The 22,187-nt window shown below is 70.6% G+C and carries 19 protein-coding genes; 9 read left to right on the plus strand and 10 right to left on the minus strand.

The window, feature by feature from the left end; all coding sequences use genetic code 11:
• Nucleotides 1-18: 18 nt before the first annotated feature.
• The gene (locus O9K63_RS13615; RefSeq protein WP_277238679.1) at nt 19-1,785 is read right to left on the minus strand and encodes an ATP-binding protein; all 1,767 of its coding nucleotides are present in this window, start codon (nt 1,783-1,785) and stop codon (nt 19-21) included.
• A gap of 479 nt (nt 1,786-2,264) precedes the next feature.
• Between O9K63_RS13615 and O9K63_RS13620 the strand changes: the two genes are divergently transcribed.
• The gene (locus O9K63_RS13620) at nt 2,265-2,804 is read left to right on the plus strand and encodes a DUF1697 domain-containing protein (protein ID WP_277238681.1); all 540 of its coding nucleotides are present in this window, start codon (nt 2,265-2,267) and stop codon (nt 2,802-2,804) included.
• A gap of 28 nt (nt 2,805-2,832) precedes the next feature.
• Here O9K63_RS13620 and O9K63_RS13625 read toward each other — a convergent pair whose 3' ends face one another.
• The gene (locus O9K63_RS13625; RefSeq protein ID WP_277238682.1) at nt 2,833-3,885 is read right to left on the minus strand and encodes a class I SAM-dependent methyltransferase; all 1,053 of its coding nucleotides are present in this window, start codon (nt 3,883-3,885) and stop codon (nt 2,833-2,835) included.
• Nucleotides 3,886-4,039: 154 nt separating this feature from the next.
• Between O9K63_RS13625 and O9K63_RS13630 the strand changes: the two genes are divergently transcribed.
• Entirely contained in the window at nt 4,040-4,738 is a 699-nt protein-coding gene (locus O9K63_RS13630) for a winged helix-turn-helix transcriptional regulator (protein ID WP_277238684.1), read from the plus strand.
• A gap of 63 nt (nt 4,739-4,801) precedes the next feature.
• Here the strand turns inward: O9K63_RS13630 and O9K63_RS13635 are convergent, their stop codons facing one another.
• Nucleotides 4,802-6,457, minus strand: a complete 1,656-nt coding sequence (locus O9K63_RS13635; RefSeq protein WP_277238686.1) for an ABC1 kinase family protein — start codon at nt 6,455-6,457, stop codon at nt 4,802-4,804.
• A 100-nt stretch (nt 6,458-6,557) separates the two neighbouring features.
• Here O9K63_RS13635 and purS point away from each other — a divergent pair, with 100 nt between their 5' ends.
• Genes purS through O9K63_RS13655 form a run of 4 tightly spaced genes read left to right on the plus strand, consistent with a single transcriptional unit; the run spans nt 6,558 to nt 10,478 of the window.
• Nucleotides 6,558-6,848, plus strand: a complete 291-nt coding sequence (gene purS / locus O9K63_RS13640) for a phosphoribosylformylglycinamidine synthase subunit PurS (RefSeq protein WP_277238687.1) — start codon at nt 6,558-6,560, stop codon at nt 6,846-6,848.
• A complete protein-coding gene (gene purQ / locus O9K63_RS13645; RefSeq protein WP_277238689.1) occupies nt 6,845-7,516 on the plus strand; it encodes a phosphoribosylformylglycinamidine synthase subunit PurQ in 672 nt (223 codons plus the stop codon). The genes purS and purQ overlap by 4 nt, the downstream gene beginning before the upstream one ends.
• Before the next feature lie 11 nt (nt 7,517-7,527).
• Entirely contained in the window at nt 7,528-9,810 is a 2,283-nt protein-coding gene (gene purL, locus O9K63_RS13650) for a phosphoribosylformylglycinamidine synthase subunit PurL (RefSeq protein WP_277242328.1), read from the plus strand.
• Nucleotides 9,807-10,478 (plus strand): HAD family hydrolase, encoded by a 672-nt coding sequence (locus O9K63_RS13655; protein WP_277238690.1) that lies wholly within the window; start codon nt 9,807-9,809, stop codon nt 10,476-10,478. The genes purL and O9K63_RS13655 overlap by 4 nt, the downstream gene beginning before the upstream one ends.
• A 90-nt stretch (nt 10,479-10,568) precedes the next feature.
• Here O9K63_RS13655 and O9K63_RS13660 read toward each other — a convergent pair whose 3' ends face one another.
• The 5 genes from O9K63_RS13660 to O9K63_RS13680 all read right to left on the minus strand — a co-directional run bounded on the left by O9K63_RS13660 (nt 10,569) and on the right by O9K63_RS13680 (nt 16,262).
• A complete protein-coding gene (locus O9K63_RS13660) occupies nt 10,569-11,324 on the minus strand; it encodes an amino acid ABC transporter ATP-binding protein (RefSeq protein WP_277238692.1) in 756 nt (251 codons plus the stop codon).
• 5 nt (nt 11,325-11,329) lie between these two features.
• Nucleotides 11,330-12,115, minus strand: coding sequence for an amino acid ABC transporter permease (locus O9K63_RS13665; protein WP_277238694.1), 786 nt, complete (start codon nt 12,113-12,115; stop codon nt 11,330-11,332).
• A 68-nt stretch (nt 12,116-12,183) separates the two neighbouring features.
• Entirely contained in the window at nt 12,184-12,975 is a 792-nt protein-coding gene (locus O9K63_RS13670) for a basic amino acid ABC transporter substrate-binding protein (protein WP_277238696.1), read from the minus strand.
• 246 nt (nt 12,976-13,221) lie between these two features.
• The gene (locus O9K63_RS13675; RefSeq protein WP_277238698.1) at nt 13,222-14,037 is read right to left on the minus strand and encodes a spermidine synthase; all 816 of its coding nucleotides are present in this window, start codon (nt 14,035-14,037) and stop codon (nt 13,222-13,224) included.
• Nucleotides 14,038-14,123: 86 nt separating this feature from the next.
• Entirely contained in the window at nt 14,124-16,262 is a 2,139-nt protein-coding gene (locus O9K63_RS13680) for a bifunctional metallophosphatase/5'-nucleotidase (protein WP_277238699.1), read from the minus strand.
• Between the two features lie 144 nt (nt 16,263-16,406).
• On the opposite strand from O9K63_RS13680, the gene O9K63_RS13685 reads away from it, so the two are divergent.
• Nucleotides 16,407-16,802 carry a sterol carrier family protein gene (locus O9K63_RS13685; RefSeq protein ID WP_277238701.1) on the plus strand — a complete coding sequence of 132 codons (396 nt, stop codon included), beginning with the start codon at nt 16,407-16,409 and terminating at the stop codon, nt 16,800-16,802.
• On the opposite strand, the gene O9K63_RS13690 is transcribed toward O9K63_RS13685, so the two are convergent.
• Both O9K63_RS13690 and O9K63_RS13695 read right to left on the minus strand, forming a co-directional pair.
• Nucleotides 16,768-17,814, minus strand: coding sequence for a Gfo/Idh/MocA family protein (locus tag O9K63_RS13690; protein WP_277238702.1), 1,047 nt, complete (start codon nt 17,812-17,814; stop codon nt 16,768-16,770). The genes O9K63_RS13685 and O9K63_RS13690 overlap by 35 nt on opposite strands.
• A gap of 60 nt (nt 17,815-17,874) precedes the next feature.
• Nucleotides 17,875-18,978, minus strand: coding sequence for a class I SAM-dependent methyltransferase (locus tag O9K63_RS13695; protein ID WP_277238703.1), 1,104 nt, complete (start codon nt 18,976-18,978; stop codon nt 17,875-17,877).
• Nucleotides 18,979-19,062: 84 nt separating this feature from the next.
• On the opposite strand from O9K63_RS13695, the gene O9K63_RS13700 reads away from it, so the two are divergent.
• The gene (locus O9K63_RS13700; protein ID WP_277238705.1) at nt 19,063-21,948 is read left to right on the plus strand and encodes a BTAD domain-containing putative transcriptional regulator; all 2,886 of its coding nucleotides are present in this window, start codon (nt 19,063-19,065) and stop codon (nt 21,946-21,948) included.
• The gene (locus tag O9K63_RS13705) at nt 21,945-22,175 is read left to right on the plus strand and encodes a hypothetical protein (RefSeq protein WP_277238707.1); all 231 of its coding nucleotides are present in this window, start codon (nt 21,945-21,947) and stop codon (nt 22,173-22,175) included. Before O9K63_RS13700 ends, O9K63_RS13705 begins: the two co-directional genes overlap by 4 nt.
• Nucleotides 22,176-22,187: the final 12 nt, after the last annotated feature.

Consider the following 22,187-nt stretch of genomic DNA (forward strand, 5'->3'; position numbering starts at 1 on the left):
GGCCCAGTGTCAGGTTAGTTAAACGTCGGTGTCGCCAAACAGGGACTCCTGCAGAGCCTTTGCGCTGAGGCGATACCTGGTGCGCTTGTTGCCGCGACCTGGCTCGGTTGGCTCAACGCTGCCTTCTCCCTTCAAGGTTCGTAGCCAGTGCTCAGCAGTCTTAGGATTCAGGGCCAGAAGTTCGCTGATCTCCGTCTTCGACAACTCTTTATGCAGTTCGAGCAGGTCTAGGATTTGGCGCCTTCGATTGGGGCGAGCTCGCCGGCCACGCTCTTGAGCAGTGATTGCATACTCCGACAGGGTGTAGCGAGCAGCGCCGCGAGTGCCCGCCTGAGCAACGAGTTCGCGGGCAACTAGGTCTTGCAACTCGAATGTCGCAACCCGACTGTCGGTTATGCCCGTGGCCGCGCGGTATCTTCCGTTATCCATCACTTCTCCGCGTCGCATGAGAGCCAGGCCGGTGCACTGTGAGTCGCGAAGGCCCTCTCGGCCCAATAGCCGCAACCAAGCAAGAGTTTCATCATCGAGCAGAGTGTGGTTTGGGAGTATGACCTCGAAGGCTGTCGTTGAGTCTTTGAATCTTGGTGGACTCATCCCCGCGTGGCGCAATGCGGTCAGCATTGCTCGGATGCCAGACCCGCGATTCTCGCAAACCGTGCGGTCTTCTTCCGGTACCTCAACTTCTTCGAGCAGCTTCAGGAGGAGACTGTTGCGGGCGGAAGATCGGCCCTCCTCGCCAAGGCGATCAATGTCGACGGCGCCAAAGAGGCCCCCAGCATTCATGATGCGGAGTCGATCCGGGTACATCTCGATCTGCACCTGAATGCCGCGCGAACCTGGGCTCAGATCACGGTGAACGAGTGCGTTCACGACGGCTTCGCGCAGTGCCTCGGGTGGGTATTCCCACATGTCCCGACGCCCCTCGCCCGTAATGAGCGCGCGTCGACTCATGTTTCTCCGAATGGCGCTCAGTGTATCCCAGACCATGGATGGAATTGGCCCATCAATGGACACATTATCCAAGAATCTAACGCCCGTTGATGTGCTGTCACCAGAAGCAGTGGGATAGTGAACGAATGTCACGTTCAACTGTGGAAAGAACTGTTGAGGGTAGCGGCCCAGCGCAAGCAACCCTGCTAACGTGGGCCGCTCCTTTCCATCAGGGTCCAGACTGGTGACCCTCGTCATTCGCAGAATTACGTCAGCGCGTTCGTCAGCAAAAATGCGAGGGCTGTTCTCGCGCGTGCGACCTACATAAGTTTCGACGGCAGTGGGATCCAAGTCGTCCATCGACGCATTGGTGACGACCTCGTGATCGAACTTCGGCTGGCCCCGATCAGCCACGATCTGTTGCACTTCCTCGGAGGTCAGGCGGCGATCGCTTTCACCAACTCGGATGTAACTGCCGCGCTCCTTGCCAAGGGAGCGGACGTAGCAAGGCTTTTGCTCCTTGGTGATCTCCCGGATGTCCGCAACGAGAACGGTGCGCCCGTCGACCTCCGCCATTTCGATCTCCGGTGTCAGCGGGGGCGCGATATCCTCGCGGCACATTGAAGTGAGGTCGGCCATCATTTTCGCGGGGTCCTCAAGCCCGATGGCAACGAACCCGGACGCTTCGTCCAGCCCCAGGACCAGAGCTCCGCCGCCGGGTGTATTGGAGAAACTCGACAGCGTCTCGCGGACGCTCTTGGGGAGTCCACCTGCTGCCCGCTTGACCTCAACTGCCGTTGCCTCTGCGCCGAACTTGCGAAGTTCTGCCACGAGGGCGCCGATGTCATTTGGCACAGCTACTCCTAGCTACGGTGCGGCTCCTTAGGAGGACAAGACTAGGGTCAAGGAGGATGGGAGGGGGTTTGAGGGTCTAGCGGTCCTCCTAAGCTGTCCTCCTAACTCGGTCAAGTTAGGAGGAGCCATCAGCCCGCCCGCCGCCCCCACCTGATGGGTTGACACCTTGAGCTCCGCGTCGCGGGATCTTTCAGAGCTCGCGCACGAGGTGGTTCTCCACGACCGTGTGGCCGAGGTGGACTCTCCAAGCGCTCAAGTCCACTGGATCGGATGCTCGATAGCGCCTCGGCTGTGGTCACCGCTTCGGCGTTGTAGCCCTCGCGTGGAGATCGGGAGGTCAGGACGATGTGCTCGTCGTGCAGAACGTCCGACGGTTTAGTCGGGCACACTGCTCCCTTTGCGGTAGCAGGGTCCGGCCGTCGGTCTCCGTAGGTCGGCGGGTGTAGTTTCCGAGTTCAAAGTTCGCGAGACTGGCTGACATGCCCGCCTACGTCGCCTTCCTCCGGGCGATCAACCTCGGCGCCCGCCGGAAGTTCCCCAAGGCCGACCTGCAGCGCGTCGTCGAGTCGGTCGGCACCGGGGTGCAGGTGCACCTCAACACCGGCAACGTGCTGCTGACGAGCCGGCAGCGCTCGACGGAGGCGGTGGCGCGGACGCTCGAGCGGTCCTTCGCCGCCGACCGTGGGTTCGAGGTGCCCACCGTCGTGCTCACGCTCGACGAGCTGGCGGGCGTCGCCGTGGAGGCCGACGCGGTGGCGGGGGAGGCCCCCTTCGCCGTCGGGGCGCACTACGTCTCCTTCCTCAGGGAGGAGCCGGGCGCGGAGGCGGTCGCAGCCTTCACCGCACGGGAGGCGAAGGGGGAGACCGCCGTGGTCCGCGGCCGCACCGTGCACCTCATGGTCGCCGAGGGCGGGGCCTACCACGCCGCGAAGCTGCCCGCCGCCGTCGAGCGCGACCTGGGCGTCGCGACGAACCGCAACCTCACGGTGGTGAGGGAGCTGGCGCGGCGCTGGACCTGAGTGCGTCCACACCGCGCCCAGCGGCACCTCAGACGGGTCGACGACCGTGGGTCACCGCGTGCACCGGGTTGAGCTGGAACCAGCCCAGCTCGGTGAAACCGTGCCGGGTGAGCAGCTCGTCGTAGGCCACGCGCGGCAGCAGCTGGTCGTCGATCTGCGCCTCGAAGAACTGCACTCCCGACATCAGCCGCCCGGGGACGGACCGCAGTCCTTCGTCCGTGTCCGGGAAGGGGAAGTCGGAGATGACGAACCACCCTCCCGGCTTGAGCGCGGCGCGCACCCGCTCGGTGACCCGATCGATGTCACGGCACTCGTGCATGGAGATGTTGTTGATGACCACGTCGACCGGCTCGTCGAGGGTCATGTCCTCGAGTGGGCTGACGACGAGCTCGATCCGGTCGGTGAGGCCGGCCGAGTCCACTGCTTCCCGGGCGCGGCCGATCGAGTGCGCGTCCCCGTCCACGCCCATGACCGTCGCCTCGGGATAGGTCGTCGCGAGCCGGACCACGCCGACCCCCGCTCCGCAGGCGGTGTCCAGGACCCGGCCGCCGGCGTGCAGCGCGTCCTCCAGCCCGGGAACCTGCGCCAGCCCGGCGCCGAGGAGGCGCGTGTAGAACGGCCGGCCCGTGCGCTCGACCGAGGCGATCCACTCGGGGCTCGTCTCGTCCCACCACATCCGTTCGCCGGTCGTGAGGTTCTCCGCGAAGCGTCCGAACATCTCCGGCTGCGCCACTGCCATGACCATGCCGCCGACGAAGGCAGGCGAGGACTCGTCGAAGAGCAGCATCTCCATGTGCGGGGCGAGCGTGTACCCGTCGCCGCTGCGGTCGAGGACGCCGGCACCGAAGGCGGCCCGGCACCAGACGGACACGTAGAGGTCATCCATGCCCAGAGCGTCCGCGAGCGTGTCCGGCGTCACCGACGGATTGGCGGCGATGGCCCGCAGCAGGCCGGACGTCAGGCCTATCTGCAGGACGCGGGTGGCCATGTACCCGGCCAGGTGGGTCTGCAGGACGCCTGCCTGCTCCGGGACCGTGGGTCCGGTCGTGGTCTCCGTGGGGGTCATTCCTGTCGTCGTCATGGCGAGCCTCCTGCGTGCTGGTCGGTCGTTCCAGCGTCCTGCTCACCCGTGGTCGCGGGATAGTTCCGGGTCTGTACCGAACCGCTACACGATCTGTACTTGGCGACGTCCCGGGGCGCGAGTAGCGTCGACACCACCGGAGGAGGCGGGGCCAATGGCGGGATACGGCCAGTTCTGCCCCATCGCCAAGACGATGGAGGTCCTGGACGAGCGGTGGACCGTGCTGATCGTGCGGGAGTTGTTGTGCGGCAGCCACCACTTCAACGAGCTGCGGCGCGGCGTGCCTCGGATGTCACCCGCGCTCCTGTCCAAGCGCCTGCGCAGTCTCGCCAAGGCGGGGATCGTGCTCCGCCGTGACGACGGCAACCGGATCCGCTACGAGCTGACCCCTGGCGGCAGGGCGCTGGGCCCCGTGGTCATGGCTCTCGGGGAGTGGGGCGTGCAATGGCGCAGCCAGCTGGGCGAGGAGGACTTCGACCCAACGCTGCTCATGTGGGACGTCCACCGCAACCTCGACCTCGATGCGATGCCGGGTGGCAGGGTGGTGCTGGGTTTCACGTTCCCGGATGTCGAGGCCGCCCACCGGGACTGGTGGATCGTCGTCGAGGACCGGGGACTGGTCGACCTGTGCGACTTCGATCCCGGCTTTCCCGTCGACGTGCGCGTGGTCTGCGACCTTCCGACCCTCGTGCACGTCTGGCGCGGCGACCTCGACTGGAGCAGTGCCCTAAGCAGCGGCGGGGTCACCCTCGAGGGCCCGACCGACCTTCGCCGCGCCCTGCGGCGGTGGCTCAAGCTCTCGCCCTTCGCCTCGGTGGCGAGGGAGACCGGCTCCTCCGCCGCCGGCCGTTGACGCCCCGGGTGGGTCCACCGGGTGCGCCGGTGGAATCGATGCACAACCGGTCGGGCGGGTCGGTCACTGGTCGTCCTGCGACGAGGGGTGGTACCGGGCGACCTTGCGGTCGGTGAGCACGATGTGGACGCCGAGCGCGACCGCCGCCAGCACGGCGACGACGAAGAAGAGCATCGCGATCGCCGGGAAGCCCAGGAAGGTCACCTCGGTCTCCACGCGCATCATCATCGCGGCACCGATGATCGTCGCCGCGATGATCAGGCCGAGGGTGAGCCGGTTGGCGATGCGCTGGAGCACCAGGTGCAGCCGCTGCTCGTCGATCGCGTCGACGTGCAGGCGCATCTCGCCGCGGGCGAGCGAGTCGAGGATCCGGTTGGCCCGCTTGGGCAGGTGCGCGGTGAACTCCTTGGCCTCGATCGCGGCGGCGAGCAGGCCTCCGGGGGAGGTCTTCAGCGACGAGGCGAAGATGTCGGAGACGTTGTCACGGATCGCGTCGGCCGGGGAGAAGTCCGGGTCGAGGTGCGAGGTGGTCTGGTCGAGGTTGAGCAGGGCCTTGCCGATCATCGCCATCTCGGCCGGCGGGCGCAGCCCGTGGGTCCCGGAGAGGCGGGAGAGCTCGACGAGCAGCCGACCGGCCTCGAGGTCGGGGCCGCTGGCCATGGCCTCGCTGACCAGGTGGGCGACGTCGTCGCGGAAGCCGGCCGCGTCGTAGTCGTCGAGCGCGTGCCCCATGTCGCCCAGGACGGCGGCGGCCTCCTCCCCGTCCCCGTCGTTGATCGCGAGCAGCAGCTTGGTCACGTGCGTCTGCACGCGTTGCGGCACGGTCGCGATCATCCCCAGGTCGAGCAGCGCGAGCCGCCCGTCCTCGGTGACCAGCAGGTTGCCGGGGTGGGGGTCGGCGTGCAGCACGCCGTCGTCGAGGATCATCTGCAGGTAGCAGTGGAAGAGCTGCTCCACGAGCGGCCGGGCGTCGAGGTCGATGAGTGCCAGCGGTCCCAGATCGGTCACCTTGCGGCCCTCGATGTGCTCCATCGTCAGCACCCGCGTCGTCGTCAGCTGCAGCAGGGGCTCGGGCACGACCAGCCGGTCGTGCTCACCGGTCAGCTCGATGAACCGCAGCAGGTTGCGTGCCTCCCGGCGGTAGTCGAGCTCGTCGACGAGCGAGCGCCGGAACTGGTGGAGCAGCTGGTTGAGGCCGTAGGAGCTGCCGACGCTGGTGTGCTTGTCGACGAGACCGGTGACCTTGTCCAGCACGTCCATGTCGCCGCGGATCGTCGCCCGCACGTCCGGGCGCTGCACCTTGACGACGACGTCGCGGCCCGAGCGGGTCGTCGCCCGGTGCACCTGCCCGAGCGAGGCCGCCGCGAGCGGCTCCTCGTCGAAGAAGGCGAAGGCGTCCTTGATCCGCGTCCCGAGCTCTCCCTCGACGATCTCGCGGACCTCGTCGAAGGGGAAGGGCTCGACCGTGTCCTGCAGTCGGGTGAGCGCGTCGGTGTACGACGGAGGCAGCAGGTCGAAGCGCGTCGAGAGCAGCTGGCCCATCTTGATGTATGTCGGGCCCATCTTCTCGAGGTCGTTGGCGAAGGCCTGCGCCCGTGCGTCGGAGCCCTCGGGCAGGTCGTCGCCCTCGGTGAGGCCGTCCACCTGCGCCCCGGCCAGCAGGTCGCTGCGGGCGTGCCGGAGCAGGAGTCGGACGAGGTCGGTGTAGCGGCTGCTCATGGCCCCATCCTGCCGAGGATCGAACCGCAGGGGTGAGCCGGGGTCGGGCCAACTAGACTCTTCGGCGGACGCACCCCCCTTCGCACCCAGGAGACGCCCCGTGGGACGCATCGTCGTCGACGTCATGCTCAAGCCCGAGATCCTCGATCCCCAGGGCCAGGCCGTGCGCGGTGCGCTGCCGCGCCTGGGGCTGGACCAGTTCACCGACGTGCGGCAGGGGAAGCGCTTCGTGCTCTCCGTCGACGGCGAGGTCACCGAGACGCACCTTGCCAGCGCCCGCGAGGCCGCCGAGACACTCCTGTCCAACCCGGTCATCGAGGACGTCGTCAACGTCCACGAGCTGACGACGGACGAGCCCGAGCAGGCTCCGATCACCGGGGCGGGCGCGTGAAGATCGGCGTCATCACCTTCCCCGGCAGCCTCGACGACGCCGACGCCCGCCGCGCCGTGCGCATCGCCGGCGGCGAGCCGCTCGCCCTCTGGCACGGCGACGCGGACCTCCACTCGGTCGACGCGGTCGTCATCCCGGGCGGGTTCTCCTACGGGGACTACCTGCGCGCCGGTGCCATCGCCCGCTTCGCCCCGGTCATGGGCGAGGTCATCACGGCAGCGAAGGGGGGTCTGCCGGTCCTCGGGATCTGCAACGGCTTCCAGATCCTCACCGAGTGCCACCTCCTGCCGGGATCGATGATCCAGAACGACCACCGCAGGTTCCTCTGCCGGGACCAGGTCCTGCGCGTCGAGAACGCCGCGACGGCGTGGACGACCGGTTTCGAGGCCGACCAGGAGATCACCGTGGTCCTGAAGAACCAGGACGGCCAGTTCGTCGCCGACAGGGAGACCCTCGACCGCCTCGAGGGGGAGGGGCAGGTCGCCTTCCGCTACGTCGGCGTCAACCCCAACGGCTCCTCACGTGACATCGCCGGCATCAGCAACGAGCGCGGCAACGTGGTCGGCCTCATGCCGCACCCCGAGCACGCCGTCGAGGAGGGCTTTGGCCCGGGACTCGACGGCCGCACCGTCTTCACGTCCGTCCTCGAGCAGGTGGTGTCCGCGTGAGCGAGACCGACATGAGCCAGCAGTCCGTGAGCGCCCTCGACACCGTCGACAAGGCCGGCACGACCCCGGACACCGCCCAGCCGTGGGCCGAGCTCGGCCTGAAGCAGGACGAGTACGAGCGCATCCGCGACATCCTCGACCGGCGCCCCACCAGCGCGGAGCTGGCGATGTACTCGGTCATGTGGTCCGAGCACTGCAGCTACAAGTCCTCCAAGGTCCACCTGCGGCGCTTCGGTGACCTGCCGGCGGAGACCCCGCTGGGCAAGACGCTCGCGGGCATCGGCGAGAACGCCGGCGTCATCGACATCGGGCAGGGCTGGGCGGTGACCTTCAAGGTCGAGTCGCACAACCACCCGAGCTACATCGAGCCCTACCAGGGCGCGGCCACCGGCATCGGCGGCATCGTCCGCGACATCATGGCGATGGGCGCCCGCCCGGTCGCGGTGATGGACCCCCTTCGCTTCGGTGCGATCGACCACCCGGACACCGCCCGCGTCCTGCCCGGCGTCGTCAAGGGCGTCGGTGGCTACGGCAACTCCCTCGGTCTGCCCAACATCGGTGGCGAGGCCGTCTTCGACGACTGCTACCAGGGCAACCCGCTCGTCAACGCCCTGTGCGTAGGACGGCTGCGTCACGAGGACCTGCACCTGGCCAACGCGTCGGGCACCGGCAACAAGGTCATCCTCTTCGGTGCCAAGACCGGCGGCGACGGCATCGGCGGCGTCTCCGTCCTCGCCTCCGAGTCCTTCGACGAGGGCGGGCCTACCAAGCGCCCGGCCGTCCAGGTCGGCGACCCCTTCGCCGAGAAGGTCCTCATCGAGTGCTGCCTCGACCTCTACGCCGCGGGCGTCGTCGAGGGCATCCAGGACCTCGGTGGTGGCGGCCTCTCGTGCGCCACCTCCGAGCTCGCGTCCGCCGGTGACGGCGGCATGCACGTCGAGCTCGACCGCGTCCCGCTGCGCGACTCCACGCTCTCCCCCGAGGAGATCCTCATGTCGGAGTCGCAGGAGCGGATGATGGCGATCGTCGCCCCCGACAAGCTCGACGACTTCCTGCGGATCACCGGCCGCTGGGACGTCGAGGCCGCCGTCCTCGGCGAGGTCACCGACGGCGACCGCCTCGTCATCACCTGGCACGGCGAGACCGTCGTCGACGTCGAGCCGGGCACCGTCGCCCACGAGGGCCCGGTCTACCACCGCCCGATCGCCCGGCCCGACTGGATCGACGCGGTCCGGGCGGACTCCAGCTCCGCCCTCCCGCGCCCGGACGACCACGGTCGGACGCTGCTCGACCTGCTCGCCTCGCCCAACCTGTGCGACAAGTCCTGGATCACCGACCAGTACGACCGCTACGTCCTGGGCAACACCAAGCAGGCCATGCCCCACGACTCCGGCATCGTGCGCATCGACGAGGAGTCCGGTCTCGGCGTCGCCGTCTCCACGGACTGCAACGGCCGCTTCGGCCGGCTCGACCCCTACGCCGGTGCGCAGCTGGCGCTGGCCGAGTCCTACCGCAATGTCGCCGTCGCCGGGGCGCTGCCGCTGGCCGTCACCGACTGCCTCAACTTCGGCTCGCCCGAGGACCCGGGCGTGATGTGGCAGTTCGAGCAGTCCGTGGCCGGTCTCTTCGACGCCTGCAGCGAGCTGGGGATCCCGGTCACCGGCGGCAACGTCTCGTTCTACAACCAGACCGGCGAGACCGCCATCCACCCGACGCCCGTCGTCGGCGTCCTCGGCGTCCTCGACGACGTCGCCACCGCGGTGGGGTCCGGCTTCACGGCGGCGGGCGAGATCGTCCTCCTCCTCGGCGAGACCCGGGAGGAGCTCGACGGCGGCGAGTGGGCCAACGCGATCCACGGCCACATCGGCGGGCGACCCCCCAAGGTCGACCTGGCCGCGGAGAAGGCCCTCGCGGAGTTCTTCGTCGAGGCCGTCCGGCGCGGACTGCTCACCAGCTCGCACGACCTGTCCGACGGCGGTCTGGCCATCGCGCTCGCGGAGTCCGTGCTCCAGGGCGGCACCGGCGCCGCGGTCGACCTGGCACCGGTCCTCGAGCGGGACGGCATCGATGCCTTCACCGCCATGTACTCCGAGTCCACGGCTCGTGCGCTGGTCACGGTCTCCTCCGAGAGCGACCTGGCCGACCTCGTCGCCGTGGCCGAGACGCACGGCGTGCCGATGGCCCGGCTCGGTGTCACCGATGGCACCGACCTGCGGGTCCAGGACGTCCTCTCCCTGCCGTTCGACGAGATGCGCATGGCGCACACGGGGACGATGGGCCGGTACTTCGGGTGAGCGCGGTGGGTTCGGGCTGGCTGGTCGTCTTCGACTGCGACGGCGTGCTCGTCGACAGCGAGCGGCTCAACATCCAGACGTGGACCGCGATGATGATCGACGCCGGCGTCGACTTCACCGAGGACGATGCCGTGCAGGCCTTCGTCGGCAAGGCCTACGCCGACAACCGGGTCACGATGGCCGAGATGACCGGAGCGGTCCCGGACCCCGAGTGGGAGAGGCGGTGGCGCGCGGAGTTCGCGCGCAGCCACGAGCGGCTCGAGCCGATCGAGGGTGCGCGGGAGGCCGTCGTCGCCGTCCAGGACGTCGGGCACGCGGTGTGCGTCGCCTCGGGGTCGATCCGGCGGGCCATCGGCAGCAAGCTGACCACCGCCGGACTGGTCGACCTCTTCCCCGAGGAGGCCCGCTTCAGTGCCGAGCAGGTCGAGCACGGCAAGCCGGCCCCGGACGTCTTCCTCGCCGCCGCCGAGTCGATGGGCTTCGCGCCCGAGCGGTGCGTCGTCGTCGAGGACAGCAGGGCCGGTGTGGAGGCCGCGCGCGCGGCCGGGATGACGGTCGTGGGTTACTTCAGCGACATCACCCCCCATCACTGGCTGGACGACTCGGACGCGATCATCGACGACATGGCGGACCTCCCCTCGGTCATCGCGCGCCTGACCCACACCTGACACCCCCGCACTTCGCAGGAGCCTAAGCAGTTGCGCACCGGCGACGCAGGAGCCTAAGCAGTTGCGAAGGGGGCGGGGCCGGGTCTCCGTTCAGAGCACCTTGGACAGGAAGTCCTGTGTGCGCGACTCCTGCGGGTTGGACAGGATCTCCCGGGGGTCGCCCTGCTCGACGACGACGCCATCGTCCATGAAGACGAGGCGGTCACCGACCTCACGGGCGAAGCCCATCTCGTGGGTGACGACCATCATCGTCATGCCCTCGTTGGCCAGCGTGCGCATGACCTCGAGGACGTCACCGACGAGCTCGGGGTCCAGTGCGCTGGTCGGCTCGTCGAAGAGCATCATGTCCGGGTCCATGGACAGGGCCCGCGCGATGGCGATGCGCTGCTGCTGACCCCCGGAGAGCTGGTTCGGGTAGGCGCTCTCCCGGCCGGCCATCCCGACCTTCTCGAGGTTGCGGCGCGCCACTTCCTCCGCCTCGGCCGTCTTGCGTCCCTTGACCCGCTTCTGGGCGAGGGTGAGGTTGCGCAGGACGTTCAGGTGCGGGAAGAGGTTGAACTGCTGGAAGACGATGCCGATCCGCGTGCGGACCTGCTCGAGGTTGGTCTCCGGGTCGGTGATGTCGACGCCCTCGACGAGGATCGTCCCGCTCGTGGGTTCCTCGAGTCGGTTGACGCAGCGCAGCAGCGTGGACTTGCCCGACCCGGAGGGGCCGATCACGCAGACGACCTCACCCTGGTCGACGTGGAAGTCGATGCCCTTGAGGACCTCGTTCTTGCCGAAGGACTTGTGCAGGTCCCGCACGGCGATGGCCGGGGTTCCGCCCGGACGTGGGTTCGCGCTCACCGGGCTCACTGTCCCATCTTCTGACGTCGTTCCATGTACGCCACCAGCTGGGTCAGCGGCAGCGTGATGACCAGGTAGCCCGCGGCCGCCATGAGCAGCGGGGTCGCACTGGCGGTCTGCGAGACCATGTCGCGGGCGAAGGTCGTCAGCTCGCGGTCCCCGAGTGCCATGCCGGCCATGAAGAGCAGCGAGGTGTCCTTGATGATGATCACCAGCTCGTTGGTCAGCGGTGGCGTGATGATCCGGAAGGCCTGCGGCAGCACGACCGAGACCATCGTCCAGGTGGGGCTCATGCCCAGCGACTTCGCGGCCTCGACCTGCCCCTTCGGGACGGCCTGGATGCCCGCGCGGATGGTTTCGGCGATGTAGGCGGCGGAGACGATGATCAGGGCCAGCAGACCGGCACCGACGCTGCCGCCCGGGGGCCGCCAGTTGAAGGCGACCGGGACGGCGAAGGCGAAGCCGAAGATCACCAGCAGGGCCGGCAGCCCGCGGAAGAGCTCGATGTAGGCCGTCGACACCCAGCGGTAGGGCGCGACCGGCGAGAGCTTCATCAGGGCGAGGACGAGGCCGAGCGCCAGTCCGCCGAGGAAGGCGATGAAGGTGTAGAGGACGGTGTTCTTGGCCGCGGTGGTCACGATCACCGGCCAGGAGGCCTGCGCCGAGCCCGCGTCGAGGAAGCTGTTGCGGGCTGCTTCCCAGTCGGCCACGAGGAGGACGAGGACGACCGCCACCACGAAGAGGGCGTAGAGGGTTCCGCGGAACAGGCGTCTGCGGGTGGAGGGTTTCACGTGTTGACCTTCCGGTGGTTACCTACCGAGGGCTGTGGCCCGGGTGCGGGACCCGGGCCACAGGTGGATCACTTCTCGGTGAAGTACGTGTCGTAGATCTCCTGGTACTTGCCGCTGTCGCGCAGCGAGGCCAGCTCCTTGTCGACCGCCGTGAGCAGCTCCTCGCTGCCCTCCTCCTTGACGGCGAAGCCGTACTGCTCGTCGGTGTCGTACTCCTCGACGATGGTGAAGGCGCCCTCGTCGGTGTGCAGGATGTTCACCGGGAGGTCCTGCAGGACGGCGTCGACGCCACCGGACTGAAGTGCCGGGAAGAGCTCGGCGTCGCTCGGGTAGGCCTTGGTCTCGGTGTCCTCGGGGACGTTGTCCTGGGCGTACTTCTGGCCGGTGGTGCCCTGCTGGACACCGACGGTCTTGCCGGCCAGGTCCTCGATGGACTTGATGTCCGAGTCCTTGGGCACGAGCAGCGACTGGAGCGAGTCGTAGTACGGCTCGGAGAAGTCGAGGTTCTTCTCCCGCTCCTCGGTGATCGTCATGGCGCTCGCGCCGATGTCGCAGGTACCGGCCGCCAGCGCGGACCCGCTCTGCAGGCCCTCGAAGCCGACGTCCTTGATCTCCAGCTCGAGGTCGAGCCCCGAGGCGATCTCCGTCATCAGGTCCATGTCGAAGCCGGTGTACTCGCCGTCCTTCTCGAACTCGAAGGGCGGGTAGGGGATGTCGGAGCACACCGTGAGGGTCCCGGACTGGATGAGGCCGAGGCCGGCATCGTCGCCGCCACCGCCGGAGTCGTCGCTGCTTCCGCCGCAGGCCGTCAGGGCCAGCGTGGAGGCTGCGAGGAGAGCGAGGGGAAGTCGTGCTCGCATGGGAGCCGCCTTTCATGGGTCAATGGATCGCAAGCGTGGGTGCAGCATATGGTTCGACGAGATGGTCGAGGGGCGAGGTCGTCCCGGTCGGTCGACCGTCGCGGCTCGCCCCGCGCATCACCCCTGAAGTGCGTGTCGCCCGCCGGGAGAGCAGGGGCAGGCGTGACCTTATCAGCGGCTCGTGTGGGTCAGGTCACAACTCGATCTCCATCGGGGCCCATGGGGCCGGGCCCCGTCCCGGCCGGGTCAGCGGGCCCGCCAGACCCCCGGGTCGGGAGCGACCGGCGAAGGGCGGGAGTCGCCGTCCGTGATCGGCGTGCCGCCGTTGGTGCGTCGGGTCAGCGCCGGCCCGGAGAGCACACCGGAGGGGAAGGGCCACCGGCCCACCTGCCGGCGCAGCTCGTCGGCGTCGATCGGCCGGGGCGAGGCGAGCAGGACGGTGTTGCCGTAGCGCCGCCCCTTCATCACGTCGCGCATCGCGACGAGCGCCACCTGACCCGAGGGACCGAAGACCGCCAGCAGACCGGCGACGACGTCCTTGACGTGCCGCCATCCCGGCTCGTCCGGGCAGTTCATCGCCACCAGGCCCTCCGGCCTCAGGACGCGGGCGACCTCGGCGAAGAACTCGACCGTCTGCAGGTCGGGCGGGACCCTCCCTTCGTCGAAGGCGTCCACGAGCACCACGTGCGCGGACGCGTCCTTGAGGGCGGCCACCCCCGCGCGTCCGAGCTGGGGGCGCACCCGGATGCGGTGCCCGCGCGGCAGCGGCAGCTCCTCGCGCACGGCGGCGGTGAGCCGTTCGTCCGGCTCGAGCACGATCTGCGGGGAGCCGGGCCGCGTGGCGTGCACCCACCGCGGGAGGCTCAGGCCGGCCCCACCGACGTGGGTGACCCCGATCGGGTCGGGGCCGGGGAAGGTCGCGTCGATCGCGGCAGCCATGTGCTGCACGTACTCGAAGACGAGGTGCTCGGGGTCGGCGACGTCGACGTGGCTCTGCGGGTGCCCGTCGCGCATCACCGTCACCCCGCCGTGCTCGTCCGGCACGAACTCGATCCCAGCCACCCGCTGATCCTCCCTCACCTGCCCAGGCGGACAGGACGAAGGGGGTCACGCACCCGATCTGGTGCGTGACCCCCTTCGCCGGGGTGCTACCTGTTGTTGCCCTGGCCGGGCCGGACCTCGGTGTCGTTGCCCTTGCCGGGACGGTCACCGTCCCGGCCCTCGCCGGGGCGGTCACCGAGGCGGTTGCCCTTGCCGGGGCGCTCGGCGGCGTTGCCCTTGCCGGGGCGCTCGGTCCCGGCAGCGGCCACCGTCACGGGGAAGGTCGCCGTCGTCCCGCTCGGCGAGGCCATGAGCGTCACCGTCGCGTCCCCGACGAGCTCGGGCACGGTGAAGGTGATCTCGGCGGTGCCGTTGCGCGTCGGCAGCCCCTCGATCAGCCCGGTGGTGATCGGGAAGGTCCCGACGGACGTCTCCCCGGCGAGGACCTCCACCTCGGTGCTGGTCGGTGCGTCGACCGAGGTCAGGTCGAAGCCGGAGGCGGTGAAGGAGACCTCCTCACCGGCGACGAGCTCGCGCGGCTGGTCGTCGACCGCGACCGCGCGCTTGGCGAAGTCCGGCGCGACGACCTCGCGCGACTCGAAGTGGTCGACGAAGGCATCGGTGTCGATGAGGCCGCTGTCGGTGAGGTTGCTCCCCTCCGCGAGGACGGTGAAGTTGTCGCCACCGCTGAGGAGGAAGGAGCCGGAGGTGACGGTGTACGTCCCTGCCGGGTCGATCGGCGCCCCGTCGACCGTCACGGAGGTGATGCGCTCGCCCTCGGCGGCGTCCGGGTCCCAGGTGTAGGAGACGTTCTCCGAGACGCCCAGCTTGAGGAAGGGGCGCGACGCGTCGGCCGGCTGCCACTGCTGCTCGAGCACCCGGACGAACTGCTCACCGGTGAGGTCGACGGTCATCAGGGTGTTGGCGAAGGGGTTGATCGCAGCGGCCTCGGCGAAGGTCACCTCACCGGGGGCCTCCTCGCGGGTTGGTGCGTAGTAGAGCTCGTCGCGCAGGCCGCCGGGGTTCATGATGCCGATGTCGGCCCCGGGGCGGCCCTCCTGGTTCATCGCGTCCAGCCAGATGTCGGCGGTGAGGTTGCCCAGCGTCGACTCGCGCATCCGGTCGTCGCGGTCGTCGTCGACGGGGACGGCGGTCGTGATGTCGTCGGAGACCGTGCCGATGACCTCCCGGCCGATCACCTCGGCGTCGGCGACGGCGGCGTCGACGATGCTCGCGGCCGCGTCGAACTCGGGGTCACCGGCGCAGGCGTCGAAGGACTCGAGGGTGGGCAGGTTGGTCGCGGAGTACTCGGTCACCTCGCCGGTGGCGGGGTCGAAGCCCAGCTGGACCTGGCCGACGGGGTCGCCGTAGGAGCCGGACTGGATGACCGGGCGGGTGCCGCCGTCGGGGTCGGCGCCGTCCCACGCGTACTCCTGGTGGGTGTGGCCGGTGAAGATCGCGTCGACCTCTCCGGAGGTGTTGGTCACGATGTCCGCGAAGGCACCGCCGGCCGCCACCTGCTCCTCGAGGGTCGTGCCGGCGGTGGCGCCCTCGTGGTACTCGGCGAGGAGGACATCGGCCTCGCCATTGGCGGCGTCGCCGTCGCTCAGCTGCGCGGCGACCCGGTTGACGGCCGCGACCGGGTCGCCGAACTCGATCTCGGTGATGCCGGCCGGCGAGACGAGCGAGGACGTCTCCTCGGTGACGGCGCCGATGACGGCGACGTCGAGCCCGTTGATGCTCTGGATCGAGTACTCGTCCAGCGCCGGGGTGGTCGTGCCGGCCGCGTAGACGTTCGCGCCGAGGTGGTCGAAGTCGGCCGTGTCGGCCACCCGTCCCGTCAGGTCGGCGAAGCCGCCGTCGAACTCGTGGTTGCCGACGGCGCTCGCCCGCAGGTCGAGCGCGTCGAGGAACTCGATCGTCGGGGTGTCCTGCTGCGAGGAGGAGACGAAGGGGGAGGCCCCGATGTTGTCGCCCGAGGACAGCAGCATCGTGCTCTCCTCACCGAGCGAGGACTTGGCCGACTCGATGGTGCAGGCGACGTTCTTGCCGAGGGCGCCGGTGCCGTTGCCGTCGATGCGGCCGTGGAAGTCGTTGATGTTGAGCAGGTTGATGGCCGTGAGGGCCGGGTCGATCCCGCCCGGGTCGACCGGGTCCGCGGCGTGGGCGGCGCCGCCGGTGGCGACGAGCGCGATGGTCGCGCTCGCACCGGCGAGCAGCGACGCACCCCGTGACGTGATGGGCATGGGTGTCCTCCCGAGAGCAGTGGCGTGGTGCGCCCGCGAGCGGCGCACGCGAAGGACTGTGCCGCATCCGGGTGGCTCTCGCAGGACGAAGGGCGTCCGGGGGCTTGCGGGGAGATGAATGATCGGCGGTGGGAGACTGGGGCCATGGCTGCACGACGGCGGATCCCCGTGGACACCGGTCGGACCGCACTGCGCGCGTGGGCCGGGGCGCAGGAGCCGACCGCCGTGGAGCGGGCCACCCTCGCGACCGCCGTGCGCTACACGATGGAGGAGCTCGCCCAGCGCGCCCCCGGCCGCAGCGTCGAGGTGCGGGTGCCCCCCTTCGCCGCGACGCAGTGCGTGGAGGGCCCGGTGCACACCCGCGGGACCCCACCGGCTGTCGTCGAGACCGACCCGCAGACGTGGCTGGCGCTCGCGGTCGGTGACCGCACGTGGTCCGAGGCGGTCGACGAAGGGAGCGTCCGGGTCAGCGGTCAGCGCACCGACCTCTCCGGCTACCTGCCGCTCACCGCCGAAGGGAGCCGAGCAGCTCGTCCATGACCGCCAGGATCGTCACGGTCTCGTCGAGCGGCATGACCGGTGACTCGGTCTCGCCGGCGGCCACGCGCAGCGCCACCTCGACCGCCTCGTGGCGCAGCCCGCGGTGCTGCTCGATCGGGTCGCCGGTCATCGTGTCGAGCACGACCCCGTCGGCGCCGACGAGGCGCATCGTCGTCGGCATGTAGAACTTCGTCTCCAGCTCGAGGCGGGCCCACGTGCCGTTGACCGAGGCCGTCGTCGGGGTGCTCGCGGACATGTCGGTCGAGAGGGAGGCGACCGCGCCGCTCGGCCCCTGGGCCACGAAGGCGAAGCGCCGGTCGACGCCGAGGTCGGTCACGTCACCCAGCCCCGTGGTTCGCTCGAGCCCGCCGAGGGTGAGCGAGGCGAAGGACAGCGGGTAGATGCCCAGGTCGAGCATGGCCCCTCCCGCGAGGGCCGGGTCGGAGAGGCGCCGGGGACCGTCCGGCCACAGCCGGATGCCGTGGTCGGCGAGCACCGTGCTCACCTCACCGAGCAGCCCGAGATCGAGCACCTGCCGCAGCACGTCGACGTGCGGCAGGAAGCGCGTCCACATCGCCTCCATGCAGAAGACACCCGCCTCGCGGGCGGCCGCGACGATCTGCCGGGCCTCGTCGGCGGTGGGTGCCATCGGCTTCTCGACGAGGACGTGCTTGCCGGCCGCGATCGCCAGCAGTGCGTGCTCGAGGTGCTCGCTGTGCGGGCTGGCGACGTAGACGACGTCGACGTCCGGGTCGGCGACGAGCGAGGGGTAGTCCGCGTGGGCGCGGGCGCCGGGGGCGTGCTCGGCGACGAAGGCCCGCGCCCGCTCCCCGTCGCGGGAACCGACGGCGACGACCTCCTGCGTGGTGCCGCTGAGGGAGAAGGCCATCTGCGAGGCGATCCAGCCCGCGCCGAGCAGGCCCCAGCGCAGGCGGGGCCCGGTGGTGGGGTCGGGGGTCCGCGGGGACGGGAGCGTCATCCCGGGGACGTCGGCGTGCGGGCGCTGGTCCATGCGGTCAACCTACGACGTCAGGCGCGGTGGCCGACGGCCAAGGTGTGTGTGCAGCGTCGGTCAGGGGGTCGGTGAGGCCTCCATGACGAGGTTGACGTCGCTCTCGGCGGCCACCCGGACCGAGCCGAAGCCGGCCTGCTGCAGCACCTCGCGCAACCTGCGCGCGCCCGCCCCGGCACCCAGGGCCAGCCCGACGGGCTGGGAGAGGGAGTTGGGCGTGCACATGAAGGTCGAGGCCGCGAAGCTGATCGGCGCCAGCGGCACGGTGGCCAGGGTCGTGGCGAGGTCGTCACCGGCGCGCGGCTCCACGAGCACGAGGGTGCCGTCCGCGGCCAGCGCCCGGCGGGCGTGCGCTGCCGCGCCGACGGGGTCGCCGAGGTCGTGGAAGGCGTCGAAGAAGGCGATGACGTCGACCCCCTCGTCCCGGTACCCGTGGCAGTCGCTGACCTCGAAGCGCGTCCGGTCGGCCAGACCGGCCTCGGCCGCTCGCTGCCGGGCGACCTCCACCGACCCCGCGTGCACGTCGTACCCGATGAACCGGGACCGGGGAAATGCCTCGGCGAGCACCAGCAGCGGCGCCCCGTGGCCGCACCCGACGTCGACGAGGGTGGCACCCGCTCGCAGCTTCTCCTCCACCCCGGTCAGGGCCGGGACCCACTGGTCGACGAGGTTGGCCCGGTAGCCCACCCGGAAGAAGCGCTCCGTCGACTCGAAGGTCGCCGTATCCTGCTCGCCCCAGGGGATGCCCCTCCCGGTGCGGAAGGCGTCACCCACCTGCTCCGTCCGGCGGTGCATGCCCGTGATGAGCCCGGCGGCTCCGATCATGCTCGCCGGGGAGTCGTCCGTGGCCAGGACGGCGGCATGCTCCGGCGGGAGGGTGAAGGTCTCGCCCTCCGCCGAGTACACGACGAAACCGACCGCGGCCTGCTGCGCGAGCCATTCACGTACGTACCGCTCCGACAGCCCGGTGCGCTCGGCCAGCTCGCCCGACGTCGTCGCCCGGCCATCGGCCATGGCTGCGTAGAGCCCGACCCGGTCACCGACCACCATCATCGCGGCGGTCGCCCCGCCGGCCAGCATCCCGCCCACCTGCTGGGCGAACTCACCCACCCTGTCCATGTCGAGTGTCGTCGGGTCCATCGGCGTGTCGATCGTTCCGGTCATGGCGTCCTCCTCGGTCCGTGCCGCCCATCGTCCGCGGAGGTCCTTTCACGGGACTTTCACGGCGCGATCGGGCAGAGTGGGAGGGTGCCGAAGGTGCACATCGGCGTGCTGGGGCCGCTGGGGGTGAGCGTCGACGGACGGACGGTGGCGGTGCCACCGGGGCGTCGACGCAGGGTGCTCGCGTGCCTGGCCGTCCACCGCGGCCGTCCCGTGCCGGTGGACTCGCTCATCGAGGCCGCTTGGGGTGAGGACCTGCCCCACGACCCGGTCGCCGCGCTGCACACCGTCATCTCCCGGCTGCGCACCGTCGTGGGTGATGCGATCGCCGGTGCCGGTCCGGCCGGGTACGTGCTGGACGTGCCGGCGGAGGGGGTCGATGCCGGTGAGTTCGAGGCCCGGTTGGCCGGGGCGGAGCAGGCCGGGCCGAAGGGGGCCGCCCACCTGCTCGAGGAGGCACTGGCACTGTGGCGGGGGCCGGCCTACGCGGAGGTGCGGGAGGCCCCCTTCGTCATGGTGGAGGCGATGCGCTTGGAGGGCCTGCGGGCCGACGCGACCGAGCGGCTCGCGGCCCTGGCCGTCGACGCCGGTGATCCCGTCACCGCGGTCGGGCTGACCGAGGCGCTCCTCGCCGAGGAGCCCTTCCGCGAGCGGGCCATCGAGACGCTCGTGACCGCGCTCTACCGCGACGGCCGTGCGGCGGACGCCCTCGCCGAGTGCCGTCGGTACCGCGCCCGGCTCGCGGACGAGCTCGGGCTGGACCCGGCCCCCACGCTGCGCCGGCTGGAGCAGCAGGTCCTCGGCCACGACCTGCCCGATGCCCCGCCCTCGCGACCGCCGGTGTGGCTGGACACGTCCGCGGCCTTCATCGGCCGTGAGGACGAGCTGGCCGACCTCGTGGCCGCCGTCGTGCGCAACCGGCTCACCGTCGTCACCGGTCCCGGTGGTGTCGGCAAGTCCCGTCTGGCGGCCGAGGCGCTGCCCCTGCTCCACGACCGGCTCGCGCTGCCAGCGCGCGTCGCCGAGCTGGCGTCCGTCACCCCCGGCGGCGTCGCGCTCGCCGTCGCGACCTCGCTGGGGCTGCGTCCCGACGGGGTCTCCGGGGCCGCGGGCGCCGTCGTCGACCGGCTCGAGCCGCGTGGCGGTCTGCTCGTGATCGACAACTGCGAGCACGTGGTCGACGAGGTCGCGGTGCTGGCGCGGCGATTGGTCACCCGGTGCCCGGATGTGCGCGTGCTGGCCACGAGCCGCCGACGTCTCGGGGTGGACCACGAGCAGGTGGTGCCCCTGGCGCCACTGGCGGTCCCCGCGGCCGACGTGCGCGGGTCGGGCCTGACGGCATCGGTCCGTCTCCTCACCCACCGGGTGCGGCGGCTGGCGCCGACCTTCGCGCTCACCCCGGACAACGCCACGGAGGCGGAGGAGCTGTGCCGACGGCTCGACGGGTTGCCCCTCGCCCTGGAGCTGGCCGCCGCACGCGTGGCCACCCGTGGCCTCGACGAGGTGCTGGGCTCCGTCGAGGGCTTCGCCCGCGACCCGGTCGACGGGCTCGAGGACGTCGTCGCCTGGTCGTACCGGCTGCTGACGCCCGAGCAGCAGGCACTGCTCTCCCGGCTGTCGGTCTTCGTCGGGGACTTCACCACCGAGGAGGTCCGGGGACTCGTGGCGCGGCTGCCGGGCGAGCACCGTGACGTGGGGGCGGACCTCGCGGAGCTGGTCGAGTCCTCGCTCGTCTCCTGTCACGACCGCGGGAGGGGGATCCGCTACCGCCTGCTCATGATCGTGCGGGCCTTCGCCACGGAGCGGCTGCGTGACCCGGACGCGGTCCGGGTGGCCCATGCGGGCCGGGTCGCCGACGTCGCCTCCGGCGTCGCCCGGGACTGGCTGCACGTCGACGGAGCGGAGATCGACGGGCGGCTGCGGGCAGCCGCCCCGGAGATGGTGTCCGCCGTCCGCTGGGCACTGGACGCAGGACGCATCGACCTGGCCGCATCGATCGCGGCCGACGTGGCGTCGTGCATGCACTGGACACCCGGGGTGGAGCTGAGCGACCTCTTCATCGAGGCCGCCGAGCGAGGGGCGGCGAGCCCGCACCCCCGGCTGGCCGCAGGGGTCGCGGCCGGGGCCTTCTTCGTGGTCGAGCGCGGGGACCTGGCCGGCGCGCGCCGTCTGGCGCAGGCGGCGGTGGCGATGGCCGACGGTGACGAACCGGCGCTCGCGGACCTCGCCCTCGCGGTCGCCGCCATGTACGGCGGTGACGAGGTGGGGACCGTCCACTGGTTCTCGCGCATGGCCCGGGCGCCGGGACTGCTCGTGGAGGCCAGCTCCTCGCTCGCGCTGAGTGCCTGCTACCACGGGGACATGGTCGCCGCCCGTGACCACCTGGAGGTCGCGCTCGCCGCCGGGGCCTGCGTGGCCGACGCGTCGTCCGCGTTCGCCCACTTCGCTGCCGGGGAGATCGCGCTGGCGCAGGACCCGGCCCGGGGGGCGGCGCTCCTGCGGCAGGCCGCGCAGGAGGCCGACCGGGTCGGCGCGGAGCAGGTCGGTCGGGTCGCCCGCGTGGCGCTCCTCGCGGCCACGACCCGGCACGGCGCCCCCGAGGAGGCGGTCCACCTCGCATCGTGGCTGCTGGCCGACCTCGCGGCGAAGGGGGCGTGGCCGCAGCTGTGGACCACGCTGCGGTTGAGCGCCGAGCTGCTCGCGTCGCGCGGCAGGGCGGCGGAGGCGGCCTTCGTCCTCGAGGCGACCGGGGTCGGGCAGTCGGCGCCGCCGCTGGTCGGCGAGGACGTCGACCGGTACGCGGCCCTGACCCTGGACCTCGGGACGCGGTTGGGTGCGCCCGCCGTCGCCGGCATCCGGCAGCTCGCGTCGGCCACGTCCCGGGCGCACGTGGTCCGCAGGACGGAGGCGGTGCTGCGTGAGATGACGGCGCCTCGGTCCCCGTCCGGCGCCCCGCCTACGATGGAGTCGTGAGCAGCAAGCGACCGAGCCACCCGAAGCCCATTCCCTTCATCGTCACGGGGGCGATCGTCGGCTTCATCGTCTTCGGCGTCGTCTCGCTGCTCGGGCCCACCACGGACGAGGGCTACAACATCACCTACGACCCGGGCACGGCCCTGGGGTTCATGAGCGTGGTCGGCCTGTGCCTCGGCGGTCTCGTCGGTGCCGTCGTCGCGGCGCTGTTCACCTACCGCAAGTAGGCGACGGGAGGC

The organism is Janibacter cremeus, assembly GCF_029395675.1.
Lineage (GTDB): Bacteria > Actinomycetota > Actinomycetes > Actinomycetales > Dermatophilaceae > Janibacter > Janibacter cremeus_A.

Excerpts from the sequence above, each read along its gene's own strand:
- O9K63_RS13690 (WP_277238702.1), bottom strand. The coding sequence starts at position 17,814 with ATGGACCAGCGCCCGCACGCCGACGTCCCCGGGATGACGCTCCCGTCC.
- O9K63_RS13620 (WP_277238681.1), top strand. The coding sequence starts at position 2,265 with ATGCCCGCCTACGTCGCCTTCCTCCGGGCGATCAACCTCGGCGCCCGC.
- O9K63_RS13695 (WP_277238703.1), bottom strand. The coding sequence starts at position 18,978 with ATGACCGGAACGATCGACACGCCGATGGACCCGACGACACTCGACATG.
- O9K63_RS13685 (WP_277238701.1), top strand. The coding sequence starts at position 16,407 with ATGGCTGCACGACGGCGGATCCCCGTGGACACCGGTCGGACCGCACTG.
- purL (WP_277242328.1), top strand. The coding sequence starts at position 7,528 with ATGAGCCAGCAGTCCGTGAGCGCCCTCGACACCGTCGACAAGGCCGGC.
- O9K63_RS13625 (WP_277238682.1), bottom strand. The coding sequence starts at position 3,885 with ATGACGACGACAGGAATGACCCCCACGGAGACCACGACCGGACCCACG.
- O9K63_RS13670 (WP_277238696.1), bottom strand. The coding sequence starts at position 12,975 with ATGCGAGCACGACTTCCCCTCGCTCTCCTCGCAGCCTCCACGCTGGCC.
- O9K63_RS13630 (WP_277238684.1), top strand. The coding sequence starts at position 4,040 with ATGGCGGGATACGGCCAGTTCTGCCCCATCGCCAAGACGATGGAGGTC.
- O9K63_RS13680 (WP_277238699.1), bottom strand. The coding sequence starts at position 16,262 with ATGCCCATCACGTCACGGGGTGCGTCGCTGCTCGCCGGTGCGAGCGCG.
- O9K63_RS13635 (WP_277238686.1), bottom strand. The coding sequence starts at position 6,457 with ATGAGCAGCCGCTACACCGACCTCGTCCGACTCCTGCTCCGGCACGCC.